The sequence below is a fragment of the Inquilinus sp. NPDC058860 genome (genome assembly GCF_042743185.1).
Lineage (GTDB): Bacteria > Pseudomonadota > Alphaproteobacteria > DSM-16000 > Inquilinaceae > Inquilinus.
Genome location: NZ_JBHYMS010000075.1, coordinates 15,726 through 31,871, shown reverse-complemented (window position 1 = coordinate 31,871; position 16,146 = coordinate 15,726). Strand labels below are relative to the sequence as shown.

Genomic DNA, 16,146 nt, shown 5'->3' with positions numbered 1-16,146 from the left:
GCTCTCGCATCGGCACAGGCCGCGCCGCTTCGCCTCCCGATCAATCTTGTTGAGTCCCCCCTCCCCTCGCGGGAGGGGGCTAGGGGGAGGGGGTCCTCAGAGGCAAGAGCAGGGCTGCCAGGAACCCATGCCATGACCCGCGCTCTCGACACCGAAGCCGCCCGCGCCTATCTCGCCGCCCATTCCGACCTGGCCGCGATCCTCGGCGGCGCCCCGGAGGGCTGGGACCTGCGCGAGGCCAGCGACGGCTTCCTCAACGTCGTCTTCCTGGTCCGCGGCCCGGCTGGCGGCTTGTGCCTGAAGCAGGCCCTGCCCTGGGTGCGCCACGCCGGCGAGAGCTGGCCGCTGCCGGACAACCGCGCCTTCTTCGAGCAGTCCTATCTCGCCATCGTCGGGCCGCTGGCGGAGGGCGCGCTGCCGCGCCTGCACCACTACGATCCCGGCCGCCAGATCCTGGCGATGGAGCTGCTGACGCCGCACGAGACGCTGCGCTATGCCCTGATCGAGGGCCGGCGCTTCCCCCGGGTCTCGGCCGATATCGGCGCCTTCGTCGCCCGCGCCTGCTACCGCACCTCGCCGTTCCACCAGCCGCTGGAGCGGGTGCGGGAGTGGCAGGCCCGCTTCGCCGCCGGGGTCGAGCTGCAGCGCATCACCCTCGACCTGATCTTCCAGGATGCCTATCGCGACAACCCCCGCAGTTCCTGGACCAGCCCGCAGCTGGACGACCTGGCCCATGGCTTCCGCGAGGATGTCGAGCTCAAGCGCGCCGCCAGCCGCCTGGCCCAGCGCTTCCTGACCACGGGCCAGGCGCTGATCCATTGCGACCTGCACACCGCGGCGATCATGGTGACCGAGGCGGACACCAAGGTGATCGACCCGGAATTCGCCCTGTACGGCCCGATCGGCTTCGACCTCGGCGCCTATCTGGCGAACATCCTGATCAGCCACCTGAGCCAACCCGGCCACGCCACGCCAGCGGATGACCGCGCCGCCATGGCCGAATGGCTGCTGCAGCAGCCGGGGCTGCTGTGGGACAGCTTCAGCCGCACCTTCCGCCAGCTGTGGGAAACGGAGGGCGGCGGCGACGCCTGGCACGACGACCTGTTCCCGAAGCCCGCTTCGGCCGCCCTGCTGCGCGGCGACTACGAGACGCTGGAGGCGGAGATCTTCGCCGACATGGTCGGCTTCGCCGCGCTGAAGATGATCCGCCGGGTGTTCAGCTACGCCCATGTCGCCGATTTCCTGCGCATCGCCGACCCGGACCGCCGCGCCGCCTGCGAGCGCCGCACCGTGCTGCTGGCCCGCCGCATGCTGACGGAGCCCGAGCGTTTCCGGACGATAGCCGATATCGTGGCGGCCACGCGCACGGCCTGAGAGACCGAGATGACCCTGACCTTCCAGACCCACCCGATCGACCTGATCCTGCTCGACATCGAGGGCACGATCAGCTCGCAGCGCTATGTGCTGGACGTGCTGTACCCCTTCGCGCGGGAACGGATCCCGGCCTTCGTCGCCGGGCACCCGGACCATCCGGTGGTGCGGCGCGCGCTGAGGGAGACGGCGGAGCGGACCGGGCCCGGCCAGGACCCGGTCGCCGCGCTGATCGCCTGGCAGGACGCCGACCAGAAGGTGCCGCCCTTGAAGCTGCTGCAGGGGCTGGTGTGGGAGGAGGGCTACAGGGAAGGCGCCTTCAAGGGGCATATCTACGACGACGCCCATGCGGCGCTGGAGGGCTGGCGAAAGGCCGGCGTGCCGATGCACATCTTCTCCTCCGGCTCGGTCAAGGCACAGGTCGAGTTCTTCCAGAACTCCAACCGCGGCGACCTTCGGTCCTATTTCGGCCGGCACTACGACACCGACATCGGCGCCAAGGTTGAGGCCGAGTCCTACCTCAAGATCGCGGCCGATCTGGGCGCCGCACCCGACCGCATCCTGTTCCTGACCGACAATCCGCGCGAGGTCGCGGCAGCGCGGCAGGCCGGCGTGCACGTGGTCCAGGTTATCCGCGACGACACGGTGAAGCCGAACGAGGCGGGCGCGCCGATCGTGGCGGAGTTCGACCAGCTGCGCGAGCTGGTGGCGTTCGGCTGACGGGCTTCAGCGCTGCCGGCCGGACAGGCTGCGGAAGGTGACCGACCAGCGCGTCGCCTCCATCTCCGGGATGCTGTGCTCCCATTCGTGCCGAGCTTCCCCGGACAGGTGGTAGGCAGAGCGCGGCGCCAGCGGGCGACAGCCCCGCCGCGTCGATCGCCGCGGTCAGCCGCCGCTCCTCCTCCGCCGAGACGATGTCCTCGACGGTGGACAGGCCGGCGAGCAGCGGCGGGCCGAACAGGTCGGGTTGCAGGGCGGCCTCCTTCCTTCGCCTCCCTCTGATATGGCGTCGATCGGAGGGAGAGGCAGGCGCCGCTCCTTCAGACCCGCACCACGTGCAGGTCGCGCGGCAGCGAGGACAGGATCTCCGGCCCGTCCTCGCGCAGGATCACGATCTCCTCGAGCCGGATGCCGAAGCGGCCCGGGATGTAGATGCCCGGCTCGATCGAGAACACCATGCCCTCCTCCAGCACCGTCTCGGAGGTGGCGGTGATGTAGGGCGGCTCGTGACCGTCGATGCCCATGCCGTGGCCGGTGCGGTGGACGAAGTACTCGCCGTAGCCGGCATCGGCGATGACGCGCCGGGCGGCGGCGTCGACCTCCTTCGCCGGCACGCCGGGCCTCGCGGCCTTGAGCGCCGCCTGCACCGCCTTCTCGACGATAGTGTGGATCTGGCCGTAGCCCTCCGGCGGGCGGCCGATCGCGACCATGCGGGTGATGTCGCTGGGGAAGCCGCCTTTGCGGCCGCCGATGTCGACGACCACGGCGTCGCCCTCCTCCAGCCGGCGCCCACCGGTCTGGTGGTGCGGGAAGGCACCGTTGCCGCCGCCCCCGACGATCCAGAAGGCCGGCGACGCGCCTTCCGAGGTGAAGTGCGCCTTGATCACCGCCGCCAGCTCCAGCTCGGTCATGCCGGGCCTGGCCGCGGCGAAGGCGGCCTGCATGGCGCGGTCGGCGATGCCGGCATTCATCTTCAGCTTGGCGAATTCGGCCGCGTCCTTGCGCATGCGCAGGGCGCCGATGGTGCTGTCGGTGAAGCTGTGCCGCGCCCCGGGCAGGGCGCCGAGCAGCAGCAGCGCGAAATCGGCCCGCATGGTCTCGTCGAGCACCACATGGGCCGCGCCAGGCGCGCCGACATCGGCCAGGGCGGCCGCCAGCGCCGCGTCCGGCCCGTCGGCGTCATCCCAGGTGTGGAAGGCGATCGCCGTCTCCTCGCGCGAGCCTTCGGCGTTCAGCACCGGCATCAGGAAGGCCTCCCGCTCCGGCCCGATCAGCAGCAGGCAGGGCCGCTCATCGGCATGCGGATGGAAGCCGGCCGCCCATTGCATGTGCGACCCGGGCCCGAGCGCGACGAGGTCGACGCCCGCCTCCCGCATCTTTGCGCGCAGCGCCGCCAGCCTCTTGCCCGAATCGACCGCCATCATGTCCTCCTGTTCACGCCGGACCTTGCCCTAAGCGGCCTCGACCCGGAAGGCCTCGCGGTGGATCGCGGTGCGCAGGACGCCGTCGGCCCCGATCACGCCGCGATACATGCCCTCGCAATTGAAGGGCAGCGCGACGCGGCCCTGGGCGTCGACCGCGATCAGGCCGCCGGAGCCGCCGGCCGGGGCGAGCAGCGCCTGCACCACATCCTCGGCCGCCTGCTCCAGCCCCTGCCCGGCCCAGCGCATGCGGGCGTCGATCTCATGCGCCGCGGCGTAGCGGATGAAGACCTCGCCATGGCCGGTGCCGGAGACGGCGCAGGTGGCGTTGTCGGCCCAGGTGCCGGCGCCGATCACCGGGCTGTCGCCGACCCGGCCCGGGGTCTTGCCGGTCATGCCGCCGGTCGAGGTGGCGGCGGCGAGGTTGCCGGCGGCGTCGCGGGCCACGGCGCCGACCGTGCCGTGCCGGCGCGCCGGGTCGCCGTCGTCCGGCAGGGCCTGGCGGCGGCGCTCCAGCTCCTCCTGCAGCGCCGCCCAGCGCCTCTCCGTGCGGAACCAGGACGCGTCCATGTGCTCCAGCCCGGCCTCGCGGCAGAAGCGGCGCGCGCCCTCCCCGGCCAGCAGGACATGCTCGGTCCGCTCCATCACCGCGCGGGCGGCGAGGACCGGATGGCGCGGGCCGCAGATGCCGGCGACGGCGCCGGCGCGCCGGTCGCGCCCGTCCATCACCGCCGCGTCCATCTCGGTCTCGCCGGCGCTGGTGAAGACGGCGCCGCGGCCGGCGTTGAACAACGGGTCCTCCTCCAGCGCCATCACCGCGGCGGTGACGGCGTCGAGCGCCGAGCCGCCGGCCGCCAGGACGAGATGGCCATTGCGCAGCGCCGTGCGCAGGCCCTGGTGGTAGGCCTCCTCCTGCTCCGGCGACAGCGAGTCGCGACGGATGGTGCCGGCGCCGCCATGGATCGCCAGGACGGCGCGGGATGGGTCGGTCATGGAAGCCTCGAGGGTCAACGCAAAAAGGCGGACATGGCGGAGACGGCGTTCATCCAGCGGATGGCGTCGGCGACGCTGCCGGCGGGCAGGGCCACGGTGACGCCGTCGCGCCGTTCGGCCGGCGGCAGGGTGGCGGCAAGGTCGGCCAGGGCGGGGCCGCCCATCTCCAGCTCCAGCGTATAGGGGCCGTCGATGCGGAAGGATGGGATCGCGCCGGCGCGGCGGACGGCGCGGGCCGCGCCTTCGCGCAGTGCCGCGCGGGCGGCCGGCAACGGCAGCGACCGGGCGGCGCGGTTGCCCAGCGCCTGCTTGGTCTGGACGAACTCCGCCTCCGGGAAATGCTCGCGCAGCTCGGCGACGCAGCGGTCGTCGCCGGAGACCAGCGCCACCGGCACGCCCAGGCTGCCGGCATAGGCGCCGTAGATCCCGGCCTCGCCCAGCGGCCGTCCGTTCAGCCTTACGGCGCGGAAGGCGAAGCCGTTGGTGGTGTGGGCCAGCACGCCCTGCTCCGACGCCCGGGCGTGGTAGCCGAGGCAGAACACCGCGGCATGGCCGGCATCGAGCCCGGCGAACATGTTGAGCGGCTTCGGCTTGCCTTGGATCAGCTCCGCCGCCGGGTGCAGCAGCTCCGGCAGCAGGTTGGTCATCGGGCCGTGCGCGTCGTTGACCAGGATCTCGGTGGCGCCGCCCTCCAGCGCGCCCTCGATCGCGGCGTTGACCTCCTCGGTCATCAGCCGGCGGGCGCGTTCGTATTCGCCGTTGCCCGGCTGGCCCTGCTGCGGCGAGACCACGCCGGCCACGCCTTCGATATCCGACGAGATGTAGATCCTCATTTGCGTTCCTCCGCCTCCAGCCAGTCCGCCAGCGATGGCCGGCTGTGCCCGTTGCGGCCGATGGCGGGCCCGGCGGCGCAGAGCGCGTTCAGCACCGCCTCCTGCGTCGCCTCGGCCGCGGCCTGGAACAGCCGGTCGATGCGTGCCTCGTTCAGCGCCCGGATCTGGACCAGGTCGCGCTTCTGGTCGTGCTCCACCGGATCGGCGGTGGAGAGGCCGAGCGCGATGTCGCCGCTGCCATGGCCCCAGAAGGCGCCGAGCCGCGCCAGGCCGGCGCCGCAGCGCTTGGTGACGCGGTGCAGCTGGCGATGCTCCAGCGGCACGTCGGTCGCCATCACCACGATCACCGAGCCCTTCTCAGGCGTCGGCTCAGCAGGCGGCGCCGGGCGGCGGCCGTCGGGGAGCACCAGGTCGCCGGCCCGGCCGAAATTGGCCAGCACCAGCACGCCGAGATGATGGTGGGTGCGGTCGAATTTCACCCGGCGCGAGGCGCTGCCGATGCCGCCCTTGAAGCCGAAGCTGCTCATCCCCGTGCCGGCGCCGACCGAGCCCTGCCCGGCCCGGCCGCCGGTGGCCGCCGCGATTGCCTCCAGCGCGTCGGTCTCGGTCACCGCCAGGGCCTGGATGTCGGACAGGAAGCCGTCATTGCACTCCAGCACGACCGGATTCACGGTGCCGGTCTCGCGCCCGATGTCTGGGTTGGCGGCGATCGCCGCGCGGATCAGCGCCGTGGCGCAGGTGCCGACGGCGAAGGTGTTGGTCAGCAGGATCGGCGTCTCGACCGTCCCCAGCTCCGCCACCTGCATCAGCCCGGTGCTCTTGCCGAAGCCGTTGATCACCTCGACCGCGGCGCGGGTCTTGGTCCGGAACAGGTTGCCGGCATGCGGCAGGATCGCGGTGACGCCGGTCAGCACGTCGCCGGCATGCATGCTGAGATGGCCGACCAGCACGCCGGGCACGTCGGTGATGGCGTTGAGCTCCCCGGTCGGCAGCGTGCCGCAGACCAGGCCGAAATCGCGGGCGAGACGGGCCGTCACCGATGCCTCCCTCTAGGTCTTCAGCTTCGGATCCAGCGCGTCGCGCAGGCCGTCGCCGAGCAGGTTGAAGGCCAGCACCGTGACGAAGATGGCGATGCCGGGGAAGAGGGTGATGTGGTCGGCGACGCCGAGATAGCTGCGCCCATCGGCCAGCATCGCCCCCCATTCCGGGCTGGGCGGCTGGGCGCCGAGGCCGATGAAACTGAGGCTGGCCGCCGTCAGAATCGAGGTGCCGATGCGCATCGAGAAGTAGACGATCACGCTGGGCAGCGTGCCGGGCAGGATGTGGCGCAGCATCAGCAGGCGGTGGCGCACGCCGATCGCCCGCGCCGCGTCGACATAGACGGTCTGCTTGATCGCCAGCGTGCTGCCGCGCACCAGCCGGGCGAAGACCGGCACGCTGAACACGGCGACGGCGTAGATCACATTGTCGATGCCGGGGCCGAGCACGGCGATGACCCCGATTGCCAGGATGATGCCGGGGAAGGCCAGCAGCACGTCGCAGAGGCGCATCACGAGGCCGTCGACCCAGCCGCCGTAAAAGCCGCTGACCAGGCCGAGCAGGATGCCGGCGATGCCGCCCAGCGTCACCGACAGGAAGCCGACGGCGAGCGAGATGCGGGCGCCGAAGACGATGCGGCTGAGGATGTCGCGGCCATAGGCGTCGGTGCCGGCGAGATGGGCCCAGGAGGGCCCCTCGAGCACCCGCTCGTAATCCGGAGCGGCGAGGTCGTAGGGGGCGATCCAGGGCGCCAGGATGGCCACGACCACCAGTGCGACCAGGAACAGCCCGGCGATGACGCCGACCTTCTGCCGGCGGAAGCGGCGCCAGAATTCGCGCCATGGCGAGCGGACCTTTTCCGCGCCGGCCGACGCGACGGGGGTGGCGATGGCGCTCATCGGTAGCGGATCTCCGGGTTGGCGAGCGCGTAGAGCATGTCGACGGCGAGGTTGATCAGGATGAACTCGATCGAGAACAGCAGGATCTCGGCCTGGATCACCGGGTAGTCGCGATAGGACACGCTGTCGACCAGCAGGCGGCCGAGGCCGGGCCAGGTGAACACGGTCTCGACCACGATCGAGCCGCCGAGCAGGAAGCCGAATTGCAGCCCGACCATGGTGATGATCGGGATCATCGCGTTGCGCAACGTGTGCTTCCAGATCACCGCGCGCTCGAACACGCCTTTGGCCCGGGCGGTGCGGACATAGTCCTCGCGCGAGATCTCGATGAAGGCGGAGCGGGTGAAGCGCGCCATCACCGCGGCGACGCCGAGGCCGAGCGCGATCGACGGCATGACGAAATGCTGCCAGGTGCCGTAGCCGCCGGTCGGCAGCCAGCCGAGATCGACCGAGAACACGCCGATCATCAGCAGGCCGAGCCAGAAGGACGGGAAGGAAATGCCGGAGACGGCCAGCACCATGCCGCCATAGTCCTGCCAGCGGCCGCGCTTGACCGCGGACAGGACGCCGATCAACAGGCCGACCGCCACCGCCCAGACCATGCTGACCACGGTCAGCCAGACCGTTGGCATCAGCCGCTCGCCGATCTCGTCGGCGACCGGCCGGCGGGTCTTCAGCGAGGTGCCGAAATCGGCCCGCACGACATTGCCGAGAAAAGCCAGGTACTGCTCGGGCAACGGCCGGTCGAGGCCGAGATCGGCGCGCACGAGGGCGATGTCCTCCGCGGTCGCGTCCGGCCCGGCCACCAGCCGCGCCGGATCGCCGGGCAGCATGTGGACGAAGCCGAAGACCAGGAGGGAGATGACCAGCATCACCGGGACGATGCCGAGGAGACGCCGGATCAGATAGTTCAGCATGGGGGCTCCGAAGGCCGCCCGCCCTCAGGCCGGGCCGGAGGGCGGGCGGCGCAGGCTTACTGGAACGCCGCGTCCTCGACGATGTAGGCGCGGTCGGGCAGCACGTAGACGCCGGACAGGTCCTTGCTCCGGGCGCTCAGCACGTGGTCGACGCCGAGCGAGATCCAGGGCGCGTCCTGCCAGATCAGGGACTGCGCCTTGGCGTAAGCCTCGGCCCGCTTGCCCTCGTCGGCCGTGGCGACCGCTGCCTCCAGCGCCGCATCCACCTCCGGGTTGGAATAGTAGGCGACGTTGAACAGCTTCGGCGGGAAGCCCTTGCCCCACAGCAGCGGCCGCAGCGCCCAGTCGGCGTCGCCGGTCGAGGACGACCAGCCGCCGTAATACATCTGCACCGTCGCGTCCTCGGGCTTCTGCACGCCCCAGACCTTGTCGGAAAGGACGCCGGATTCGAGCGGCGTCACCTGGGCCTTGACCCCGATCTGGGCCAGCTGCTGCTGCAGGAACTGGGTCGCCCGGATGGCCGTGGTGTTGTTGCCGGACCACAGCACGGTCTCGAAGCCGTCGGGATAGCCGGCCTCGGCCAGGAGGGCCTTGGCCTTCTCCGGGTCATAGGGCCAGACGCCCTGCTTGGCATAGAACTTCAGCTTCGGCGGCATCGGCGAATCCGCCGGGTCGCAGAAGCCGTTCAGCACCACCTTGCAATAGGCGTTGCGGTCGACCGCGTAGTTCAGCGCCTGGCGGACGCGGACGTCGTCGAACGGCTTCTTATGGGTGTTCAGCGCCACGTACCAGTTCACGATCGACGGCGCGTCGACGATGGTGAGGTTCGGGTTGCGCTCCAGCACCTTCATCATCTCGGACGGCACCGGGGTGATGAACTGGGCCTCGCCTGTCTGCAGCATGGCGACGCGGCTGCCGTTCTCCGGCACGCTGCGGATGGTGACGCCGTCGACCTTCGGTTGGCCGGGCTTCCAGTAGGCCTCGTTCTTCACCGCCTCGAGCGTGTCGGCCGACCAGGACTTGAACTTGAACGGGCCGGTGCCGACCGGGTTGCGGCCGATGTCCTTGCCGTATTTCTCCAGCGCCGCCGGGCTGATGATCATCGCCCCGGCATGGGCCAGGTTGTTGACCAGGGCGCCGAACGGCTCCTTCAGCACCACCTTGGCGGTGGCGTCGTCGACCACCTCGACATGGTCCAGCATCGACACCAGCGACTGGCGCTTCAGCTTGTTGTCGGGGTTGGCCAGGCGCTCGAGGCTGATCTTCACCGCCTGGGCGTTGAAGTCGGTGCCGTCGTGGAACTTGACGCCCCTGCGCAGATGGAAGGTGTAGGTCTTGGCGTCGTCGCCGACCTCGTAGCTTTCGGCCAGCACCGGCACGAGCTGCATGTCCTGATCGAAGCCGTAGAGGCCCTGGTAGAACAGCCGGGTCGCCGCCTGCGACGCCGTCTCGTTGATGTTGGACGGGTCGAGCCCGGTCAGGTTCTCCTGAATGCCGACGACCAGGGGCTTGGCCATCGCCGCCCCGGGCAGCGCCATCAGCGCGGCCACGGCGCAGGCGGCGAGGTGCCGTTTCCAGCTTTGCATTGTGTGATCCTCCTCTGTTTCCTCTGATTCACAATCGGGCCGGCTCAGCCGAAATCGCCGACCCGGTGGCGGGCGACGAAATGGCCGGGCCCGACGGGCTCGAGCGGCTGTACCAGCGGCTCGTCGCCCAGGGCCCGGATCGGGCTCGGGATCTCGCCCTCGATCAGGCTGGTGTCGCGGTTGCGCCGGGTGGGGTCCGCCACCGGCACCGCCGCCATCAGCCGGCGGGTGTAGGGGTGCTGCGGGTTCTCGAACACGGCCTGGCGCGGCCCGATCTCGACGATCTGGCCGAGATACATCACCGCGACGCGGTGGCTGACCCGCTCCACCACCGCCATGTCGTGCGAGATGAACAGGTAGGACAGGCCGTGCCGGGCCTGCAGATCCATCAGCAGGTTCACCACCTGGGCCTGGATCGAGACGTCGAGCGCCGCCACCGCCTCGTCGGCGATGATCAGCTTCGGCTCCGACGCCAGGGCGCGGGCGATGCAGATGCGCTGGCGCTGGCCGCCGCTGAACTCGTGCGGGTAGCGCCTGGCATGCTCCGGCCGCAGCCCGACCTGGACCAGCAGGTCGGCCACGCGCTGCTCCACCGCCCGGCCCTTCGCGAGGCCGTGGGTCAGCAGCGGCTCGGCGATCGAGAAACCGACGGTCAGCCGCGGGTTCAGCGAGGCGAAGGGGTCCTGGAAGACGTATTGGATCTTCTGCCGCAGCTTCCGGCGCTCCTCCGCCTTCATCTCGGCCATGGTGCGGCCCTCGAAGCGGATCGAGCCGGCCGAGGGCTCCAGGAGCTGCATGATGGTGCGGCCGGTGGTGGACTTGCCGCAGCCGCTCTCGCCGACCAGGGCCAGGGTCTCGCCGGGCTGCAGGCCGAAGCTGACCTGCTCCACCGCATGCACCCGGGCGGCCAGCCGGCCGAACACGCCGCGGCGCACGTCGAAGCGGGTCGATAGATTGTCGACCTCCAAGAGCGGGCTGCCGGCGCGCACGGTGTCCTGCGGCGCCGGCGGCGGCTCCTTCGATCCGTCGACGCGGACCAGCGGGAAGCGTGCCGGCAGGGGCTGGCCCTGCAGGCTGCCCAGCTTCGGCACCGCCGACAGCAGCGCCTGGGTGTAGGGGTGCTGCGGCGCGGCGAAGATCTGTCCGGTCGGCCCCTCCTCCACCTTGCGGCCCTGGTACATGACCACGACCCGGTCGGCGACCTCGGCCACCACGCCCATGTCGTGGGTGATGAACATCACCGCCATGCCCATCTCGCCCTGCAGCTGGCGGATCAGCCGCAGGATCTGGGCCTGGATGGTGACGTCGAGCGCCGTGGTCGGCTCGTCCGCGATCAGCAGCTTGGGCCGGCAGGACAGCGCCATGGCGATCATCACCCGCTGGCGCATGCCGCCCGACAGCTGGTGCGGGTGCCGGTCGAGCATCCGCTTGGCCTCGGGGATCCGCACCCGCTCCAGCATGCGCAGCGCCTCGGCCCGCGCCGCCTTGGCGTCCTTGCCCTGGTGCAGCATCACCGCCTCGGAGATCTGGTCCCCGATGGTGAAGACCGGGTTCAGCGACGTCATCGGCTCCTGGAAGATCATCGCGATCTCGTCGCCGCGCAGCGACCGCAGCGCCTCGGCCGGAGCCTGCGCCAGGTCGCGCACCTCGCCGTCGCGGCCGCGGAACCGCACCGCGCCGCGCGTGATCTTCCCGCCGCCGTAATCCACCAGCCGGATCAGGCTGAGCGAGGTGACCGACTTGCCGGAGCCGGATTCGCCGACCACCGCCACCGTCTCGCCCGGCGCGATCGTGAAGCTGAGATCCTCGACCGCGGTGACCGGGCCGTCCTCGGTCCGGAACCCGACCGTCAGCCCGTCGACCTCGATCAGCGGCGCCGCCGCGGTCATGCCGGCAGCCCGACCAGGCGGTCGAAGGCGTCGCGCACCCGCCGCCACACCGGCCCCGGCCGGCCGGCGCCGACCGCGACGCCGTCCAGCCGCACGATCGGCGCCAGCTCCTTGGTCGTGCTGGTGATCCAGATCTCGTCGGCGGATCGCAGCTCGGCCTCCGTGACGTCGCGCTGCTCGACCGTGATGCCGAGCTCTTCGGCCAGGCGGATGGACAAGCGGCGATTGATGCCGTCGAGGATGCGGTGGTCGGCAGCCGGCGTCGCCACCCGCCCATCCCTGACGACGAAGACGTTGCTGGCGGCGCATTCGCTGACGAGGCCGTCGCGGATCATCACCGTCTCCAGAGCCCCGGCCTCGGCCGCGTTCTGGGCGGCGAGGACGGAGGGCAGGAGGGCGATCGATTTGATGTCGCAGCGCAGCCAGCGGATGTCGGGCGCCGAGACCAGGGCGAAGCCGTCCTCCTGCTGCGCCCGGCCGAGGCGCTTCAGCGCGCCGGCGAAGGCCAGGATGCTGGCCTGGGACGCGGCCGGGAAGGCATGGCTGCGCTGGGCCGGGGCGCCGCGGGTGACCTGCATGTAGATGGTCGCGGCCGGGCGCGGCGCGGTCTCCGCCAGGCGCTGGAACACCGCGGCGAGGGCGGCGCGGTCGAGGCCCGGATCGATCCGAATGGCGGCGAGGCTGCGGGCCAGCCGGTCGAGATGGGCGTCGAGCTCGAAGATCCGGCCGTCATAGACCGCCACCACCTCGTAGACGCCGTCGGCGAAGAGGAAGCCGCGGTCGAGCGGCGAGACCTTGACCTCGTCGAGAGGGAGATACGAACCGTTCCAGTAGGCGAGAGTCATCGTCGGCGTTCCGGGGCAAGAGGGCGGGGACGCCGGACGGTGGTCGGGGCGTCCTCGACGAGAAGATAGGGCCTGATTTCCTCGATCAGCTCGGCCGCGCCGGCGACGGTGCCGCGGCGCCGGGCGATCGCGCCGGCCAGCGCCTCGGCCATCGCCAGCACCGCGATCGAGGATCCGTGCAGCACGTCGTGCTCGGCCGGGCCGAACAGGGCGGCGTCGCTGTCGGGCACCAGCGGTGAGGCCGGGCCGTCGGTCAGCGCCAGGATGCGCAGGCCGCGCGCCTTGGCCTGGCGCAGCAGATCGATGGTGGTGCGGGAATAGCGCGGCACCGAGATCGGGACCAGCAGGTCGCCGGGGCCGAGGCGGAGGAGATGGCGGACCATGCGCTCGGTGCCGCCGCTGCCGTCCAGCACCTCGACCGCAGGGCAGTAGGGCAGCAGCAGCTCGGCCAGGAAGCGGGCGGTGACGGCGCTGATGCCGAGACCGACCGGCACCACCCGGCGCGCCGCCAGGACGAGGTCGACCGCGCCGGCGCAGGCCTCGTCGGTCAGGAGGGCCGCGGCCTGGCCGAGATTGGTGGAAACGCCGTCGAGCGACCGGCGCAGCGCGGCGTGGGCCGATCCACCGCCCTGCTGCGTCGCCCGCAGCTTCTCGACCGGGGCGAGCGCGCGCTGGAACTGCTGCAGCAACTCGGCCCGGAACTCGGGGAAGCCGCCGAAGCCGAGGCTGCGGGCGAAGCGGTTGGCGGTGGCGATGGAGACGTCGGCGGCGCCGGCCAGGTCCTCGATCCCCATCGTGGCGGCGCGGAACGGGTGCTCCAGGACAAAATCCGCGACCCGGCGATGCGCCGGCGAGAGCGAATCGACGCTCTGCGCGAGGCGGTTCATCAGGGTCTGCGGCAGGTCCTGGGCCATGCGGGATCGGGCAAGGAACGGAAAGCCGCGGGGCGGCCGGATGAAAATTCTTCTGTCATCCGATCCGCCAGATGTAAAGATTTTTTCAGAAATGAGACGGATCGGCCGGGCCCGTCAGAATCCGATCAGCACGCTCTTGTGGCGCAGATTGGCCTCGACCGCCTGGCGCCCGAGATCCTTGCCGATGCCGGAGCGCTTGTAGCCGCCGGTCGGCAGGATGAAGTCCGCCGTGCGGCCGTAGCGGTTGACCCAGACGGTGCCGGCCTGCAGCCGGCGCACCGCCCGCATGGCGCGGCCCAGATCCGCGGTGTGGACGCCAGCGGCGAGGCCGTAGTCCGGATGGTCGGCCAGGGCCAGCCCCTCCTCCTCGTCGTCGAAGGCCTGGACCGTCAGCACCGGGCCGAAGATCTCCTCCCGTACCGCCGGCATGTCGTCGGTCACGTCGGTCAGGATCGTCGGCTCGTAGAAGGCGCCGTCCTGGATCGCGGCCATTCGCCGGCCGCCGGTCACGGCGCGCGCTCCCGCGGCGAGGGAGTGGCGGACGATGCCGTCGATCCGATCGGCCTGCGGCGTCGAGATGATCGGCGAGAAGCTGGTGTCCTCGCGCCAGGTCGGGCCCGGCCGCACTTCGGCGAACAGCGCCGCCAGCCGCTCCACCATCTCGTCGCGCAGCCGGCGCTGCACGATCAGGCGCGAGCCGGCGACGCAGACCTGGCCGGCATTGCCGAGGATCGAGGCGGCGACCTGGCGGGCGGTGCGGTCGGCGCTCGGCGTGTCGGCGAAGACCAGCTGCGGGCTCTTGCCGCCGAGCTCCAGCGTCACGGGCTTGGCCCCGCTGGCGGCGCTGGCCGCCATGATGGCGGCGCCGGTCCGGGTCGAGCCGGTGAAGGAGATCTTGCCGACCAGCGGGTGGCGGCAGAGCGCATCGCCGGTGATCGCGCCGGTACCCTGGACCACGTTGAAGATGCTGGGCGGCACCCCGGCCTCGACCGCCAGCTGCGCCAGCAGCACGGTCGAGAACGGCGTCAGCTCCGACGGCTTCAGCACCACGGCGTTGCCGGCGGCCAGCGCCGGCCCGGCCTTCCACGACGCCATGCTGAGCGGGAAGTTCCAGGGCGTGATCGCGGCGACCACGCCGTAGGGCTCGGAGATCACGAGGCCGAGGCTGTCGCTGCGGGTCGCCGCGACCTCGCCGCCCAGCTTGTCGGCATATTCCGCGAAGAAGCGGAAGCCCTCGGCGGTCGAGGCGACGTCGACCGCCAGGGCCTGGGCGATCGGCCGGGTGGAGCCGAGTGCCTCGAGCCGCCCCAGCTCCTGCGCCCGGGCGTCGATCAGGTCGGCGAAGCGACGCAGCACGCGGGCTCGCTCGCGCGGCGCGCGGGTGGCCCAGTCGGTCCGCCGCTGCGCCTCGGCCGCGTTGCTGACCGCCCGGTCGACCAGATCGGCCGAGGCGACCGGCAGGTCGGCATAGAGGCCACTGTCGGAGGGGCGGCGAACGCCGATCGCCTCACCCTCCCCGGCCACGACGCGCCCATCGATGAAATGGCCGGCGGGAATGGCGACGGCGGCGGGATCGAAATCGAGCATGATCAGTATCCCGCGGCCCAGCGGGCGAGGTCGGATGGGCTTTCGGCGCCGTCCAACATGGCGACGATGCGCTCGCCCAGCAGCGGGCCGAACTTGAACATCTGGCCGTCGCAATGGGTGACCACGAGGCCGCGCCCGGCCGTGTCGAGCCGGAAGCGGCGCGACGGGTCGAGGACGTAATAGCCGACCTGGATCCGGGTCGGCCGGTAGTCCGCGGCATCGCGGAGATAGGGCCGGAACGGCGCCAGGATCGCCTCGCCCTCGCCGGCGAGGTCCGAGCCGAAGCCGTCGACCTCCGGCCGGGCGCGGCGCCGGTGCGGGCCATGGCCGAATTTGAGGCCGGCGCCGCGGCGGTCCGGCAGGGTGTAGCCGCCATGATCGCCGAGGGTGACGATGGCCGGCGCATCCCGCCAGGACTGGGCGAAACGGGCCGGCGGCTCGACATAACACAAGCCCTGGCGCCAGGTGGACGCGTCGCCGTAGCGATCCGGCATCAGCGCCGGCAGCCAGGCGCCGGCGGCGACCACCAGGGCATCGCCCTCGACCGCGCTGCCGTCGGCCCGGACGGCGACGCCGCGTTCCTGGTCCACGCGGGCAATGCGGCAGCCGCTTTCGATCACGGCCCCGTGATCCGCCACCCAGCGCGCCAGCTCGGTGACGATGCGGCCGGCGAAGAGCGGCCCGCCGGGATAGGCGACGACGCCCCAGGCGCCTTCGGGAAGCTGCAGATGCGGGCACAGCCGCTCCACCGCCGCGCGGTCCAGCACATCGTGCGCGATGCCGATCTCGCGGAAGCTCTCCAGCGTCTGGGCGGCGTAGTCACCCGCCTCCAGCGAGATCGCGATCGCGCCGGTGTCCTCGAACTGTTCGCTGCCGATGTCGTCCCAGACCCGCGACCAGGCCTCGAAGGCCGGCGCCACCATGCGGGTGTAGCCGACGGCCGCACCGTAATGGTAGCGGATCATCCGGTGCTGGTCGTAGGAGGCGCCGTGCGGATTCGGCACCTCGCCCTGTTCGAGGATGTGGACGTCGTGCCCGCGCTTCAGCGCCGCCCGCGCCACGGACAGACCGACGATACCGGCACCGATGATGACGACACGAGCCATGGGATACGTCCTGTTTCCCTGAGACTG

Annotated in this window: 14 protein-coding genes; 2 read left to right on the top strand and 12 right to left on the bottom strand. The window is 71.3% G+C overall.

Annotated elements, in window-relative coordinates; genetic code table 11:
• Positions 1–132: 132 nt before the first annotated feature.
• Both mtnK and mtnC read left to right on the top strand, forming a co-directional pair.
• Positions 133–1,374 (top strand): S-methyl-5-thioribose kinase, encoded by a 1,242-nt coding sequence (gene mtnK / locus ACFW16_RS32530; protein WP_380313201.1) that lies wholly within the window; start codon positions 133–135, stop codon positions 1,372–1,374.
• 9 nt (positions 1,375–1,383) lie between these two features.
• The gene (gene mtnC, locus ACFW16_RS32525; RefSeq protein ID WP_380313200.1) at positions 1,384–2,091 is read left to right on the top strand and encodes an acireductone synthase; all 708 of its coding nucleotides are present in this window, start codon (positions 1,384–1,386) and stop codon (positions 2,089–2,091) included.
• A 320-nt stretch (positions 2,092–2,411) separates the two neighbouring features.
• Here the strand turns inward: mtnC and ACFW16_RS32520 are convergent, their stop codons facing one another.
• From ACFW16_RS32520 to ACFW16_RS32465, 12 genes are all read right to left on the bottom strand, one after another.
• Complete coding sequence (locus tag ACFW16_RS32520) at positions 2,412–3,512, bottom strand: M24 family metallopeptidase (RefSeq protein WP_380313199.1); 1,101 nt, start codon at positions 3,510–3,512, stop codon at positions 2,412–2,414.
• Between the two features lie 30 nt (positions 3,513–3,542).
• The gene (locus ACFW16_RS32515; protein ID WP_380313198.1) at positions 3,543–4,505 is read right to left on the bottom strand and encodes an isoaspartyl peptidase/L-asparaginase family protein; all 963 of its coding nucleotides are present in this window, start codon (positions 4,503–4,505) and stop codon (positions 3,543–3,545) included.
• Between the two features lie 14 nt (positions 4,506–4,519).
• Positions 4,520–5,338, bottom strand: a complete 819-nt coding sequence (locus ACFW16_RS32510; RefSeq protein ID WP_380313197.1) for a M55 family metallopeptidase — start codon at positions 5,336–5,338, stop codon at positions 4,520–4,522.
• The gene (locus ACFW16_RS32505) at positions 5,335–6,375 is read right to left on the bottom strand and encodes a P1 family peptidase (protein ID WP_380313196.1); all 1,041 of its coding nucleotides are present in this window, start codon (positions 6,373–6,375) and stop codon (positions 5,335–5,337) included. The genes ACFW16_RS32510 and ACFW16_RS32505 overlap by 4 nt, the downstream gene beginning before the upstream one ends.
• Positions 6,376–6,387: 12 nt before the next feature.
• Positions 6,388–7,275, bottom strand: coding sequence for an ABC transporter permease subunit (locus tag ACFW16_RS32500; RefSeq protein ID WP_380313195.1), 888 nt, complete (start codon positions 7,273–7,275; stop codon positions 6,388–6,390).
• On the bottom strand, positions 7,272–8,192 hold the full coding sequence (gsiC, locus tag ACFW16_RS32495) for a glutathione ABC transporter permease GsiC (RefSeq protein WP_380313194.1): 921 nt from the start codon (positions 8,190–8,192) through the stop codon (positions 7,272–7,274). The genes ACFW16_RS32500 and gsiC overlap by 4 nt, the downstream gene beginning before the upstream one ends.
• 56 nt (positions 8,193–8,248) lie before the next feature.
• A complete protein-coding gene (gene gsiB / locus ACFW16_RS32490; RefSeq protein ID WP_380313193.1) occupies positions 8,249–9,778 on the bottom strand; it encodes a glutathione ABC transporter substrate-binding protein GsiB in 1,530 nt (509 codons plus the stop codon).
• A 44-nt stretch (positions 9,779–9,822) separates the two neighbouring features.
• Positions 9,823–11,667, bottom strand: coding sequence for an ABC transporter ATP-binding protein (locus ACFW16_RS32485; RefSeq protein ID WP_380313192.1), 1,845 nt, complete (start codon positions 11,665–11,667; stop codon positions 9,823–9,825).
• Positions 11,664–12,512, bottom strand: coding sequence for a D-amino acid aminotransferase (locus ACFW16_RS32480; RefSeq protein ID WP_380313191.1), 849 nt, complete (start codon positions 12,510–12,512; stop codon positions 11,664–11,666). The genes ACFW16_RS32485 and ACFW16_RS32480 overlap by 4 nt, the downstream gene beginning before the upstream one ends.
• Positions 12,509–13,426 carry a MurR/RpiR family transcriptional regulator gene (locus ACFW16_RS32475; RefSeq protein WP_380313190.1) on the bottom strand — a complete coding sequence of 306 codons (918 nt, stop codon included), beginning with the start codon at positions 13,424–13,426 and terminating at the stop codon, positions 12,509–12,511. The genes ACFW16_RS32480 and ACFW16_RS32475 overlap by 4 nt, the downstream gene beginning before the upstream one ends.
• 114 nt (positions 13,427–13,540) lie before the next feature.
• Positions 13,541–15,013 carry an aldehyde dehydrogenase family protein gene (locus tag ACFW16_RS32470; RefSeq protein WP_380313189.1) on the bottom strand — a complete coding sequence of 491 codons (1,473 nt, stop codon included), beginning with the start codon at positions 15,011–15,013 and terminating at the stop codon, positions 13,541–13,543.
• Positions 15,014–15,015: 2 nt separating this feature from the next.
• Entirely contained in the window at positions 15,016–16,119 is a 1,104-nt protein-coding gene (locus ACFW16_RS32465) for an NAD(P)/FAD-dependent oxidoreductase (RefSeq protein WP_380313188.1), read from the bottom strand.
• Positions 16,120–16,146: the final 27 nt, after the last annotated feature.

Coding starts and splice junctions, on each gene's coding strand:
- mtnK (WP_380313201.1), top strand. CDS start 133: ATGACCCGCGCTCTCGACACCGAAGCCGCCCGCGCCTATCTCGCCGCC.
- mtnC (WP_380313200.1), top strand. CDS start 1,384: ATGACCCTGACCTTCCAGACCCACCCGATCGACCTGATCCTGCTCGAC.
- ACFW16_RS32520 (WP_380313199.1), bottom strand. CDS start 3,512: ATGGCGGTCGATTCGGGCAAGAGGCTGGCGGCGCTGCGCGCAAAGATG.
- ACFW16_RS32515 (WP_380313198.1), bottom strand. CDS start 4,505: ATGACCGACCCATCCCGCGCCGTCCTGGCGATCCATGGCGGCGCCGGC.
- ACFW16_RS32510 (WP_380313197.1), bottom strand. CDS start 5,338: ATGAGGATCTACATCTCGTCGGATATCGAAGGCGTGGCCGGCGTGGTC.
- ACFW16_RS32500 (WP_380313195.1), bottom strand. CDS start 7,275: ATGAGCGCCATCGCCACCCCCGTCGCGTCGGCCGGCGCGGAAAAGGTC.
- gsiC (WP_380313194.1), bottom strand. CDS start 8,192: ATGCTGAACTATCTGATCCGGCGTCTCCTCGGCATCGTCCCGGTGATG.
- gsiB (WP_380313193.1), bottom strand. CDS start 9,778: ATGCAAAGCTGGAAACGGCACCTCGCCGCCTGCGCCGTGGCCGCGCTG.
- ACFW16_RS32485 (WP_380313192.1), bottom strand. CDS start 11,667: ATGACCGCGGCGGCGCCGCTGATCGAGGTCGACGGGCTGACGGTCGGG.
- ACFW16_RS32480 (WP_380313191.1), bottom strand. CDS start 12,512: ATGACTCTCGCCTACTGGAACGGTTCGTATCTCCCTCTCGACGAGGTC.
- ACFW16_RS32475 (WP_380313190.1), bottom strand. CDS start 13,426: ATGGCCCAGGACCTGCCGCAGACCCTGATGAACCGCCTCGCGCAGAGC.
- ACFW16_RS32470 (WP_380313189.1), bottom strand. CDS start 15,013: ATGCTCGATTTCGATCCCGCCGCCGTCGCCATTCCCGCCGGCCATTTC.
- ACFW16_RS32465 (WP_380313188.1), bottom strand. CDS start 16,119: ATGGCTCGTGTCGTCATCATCGGTGCCGGTATCGTCGGTCTGTCCGTG.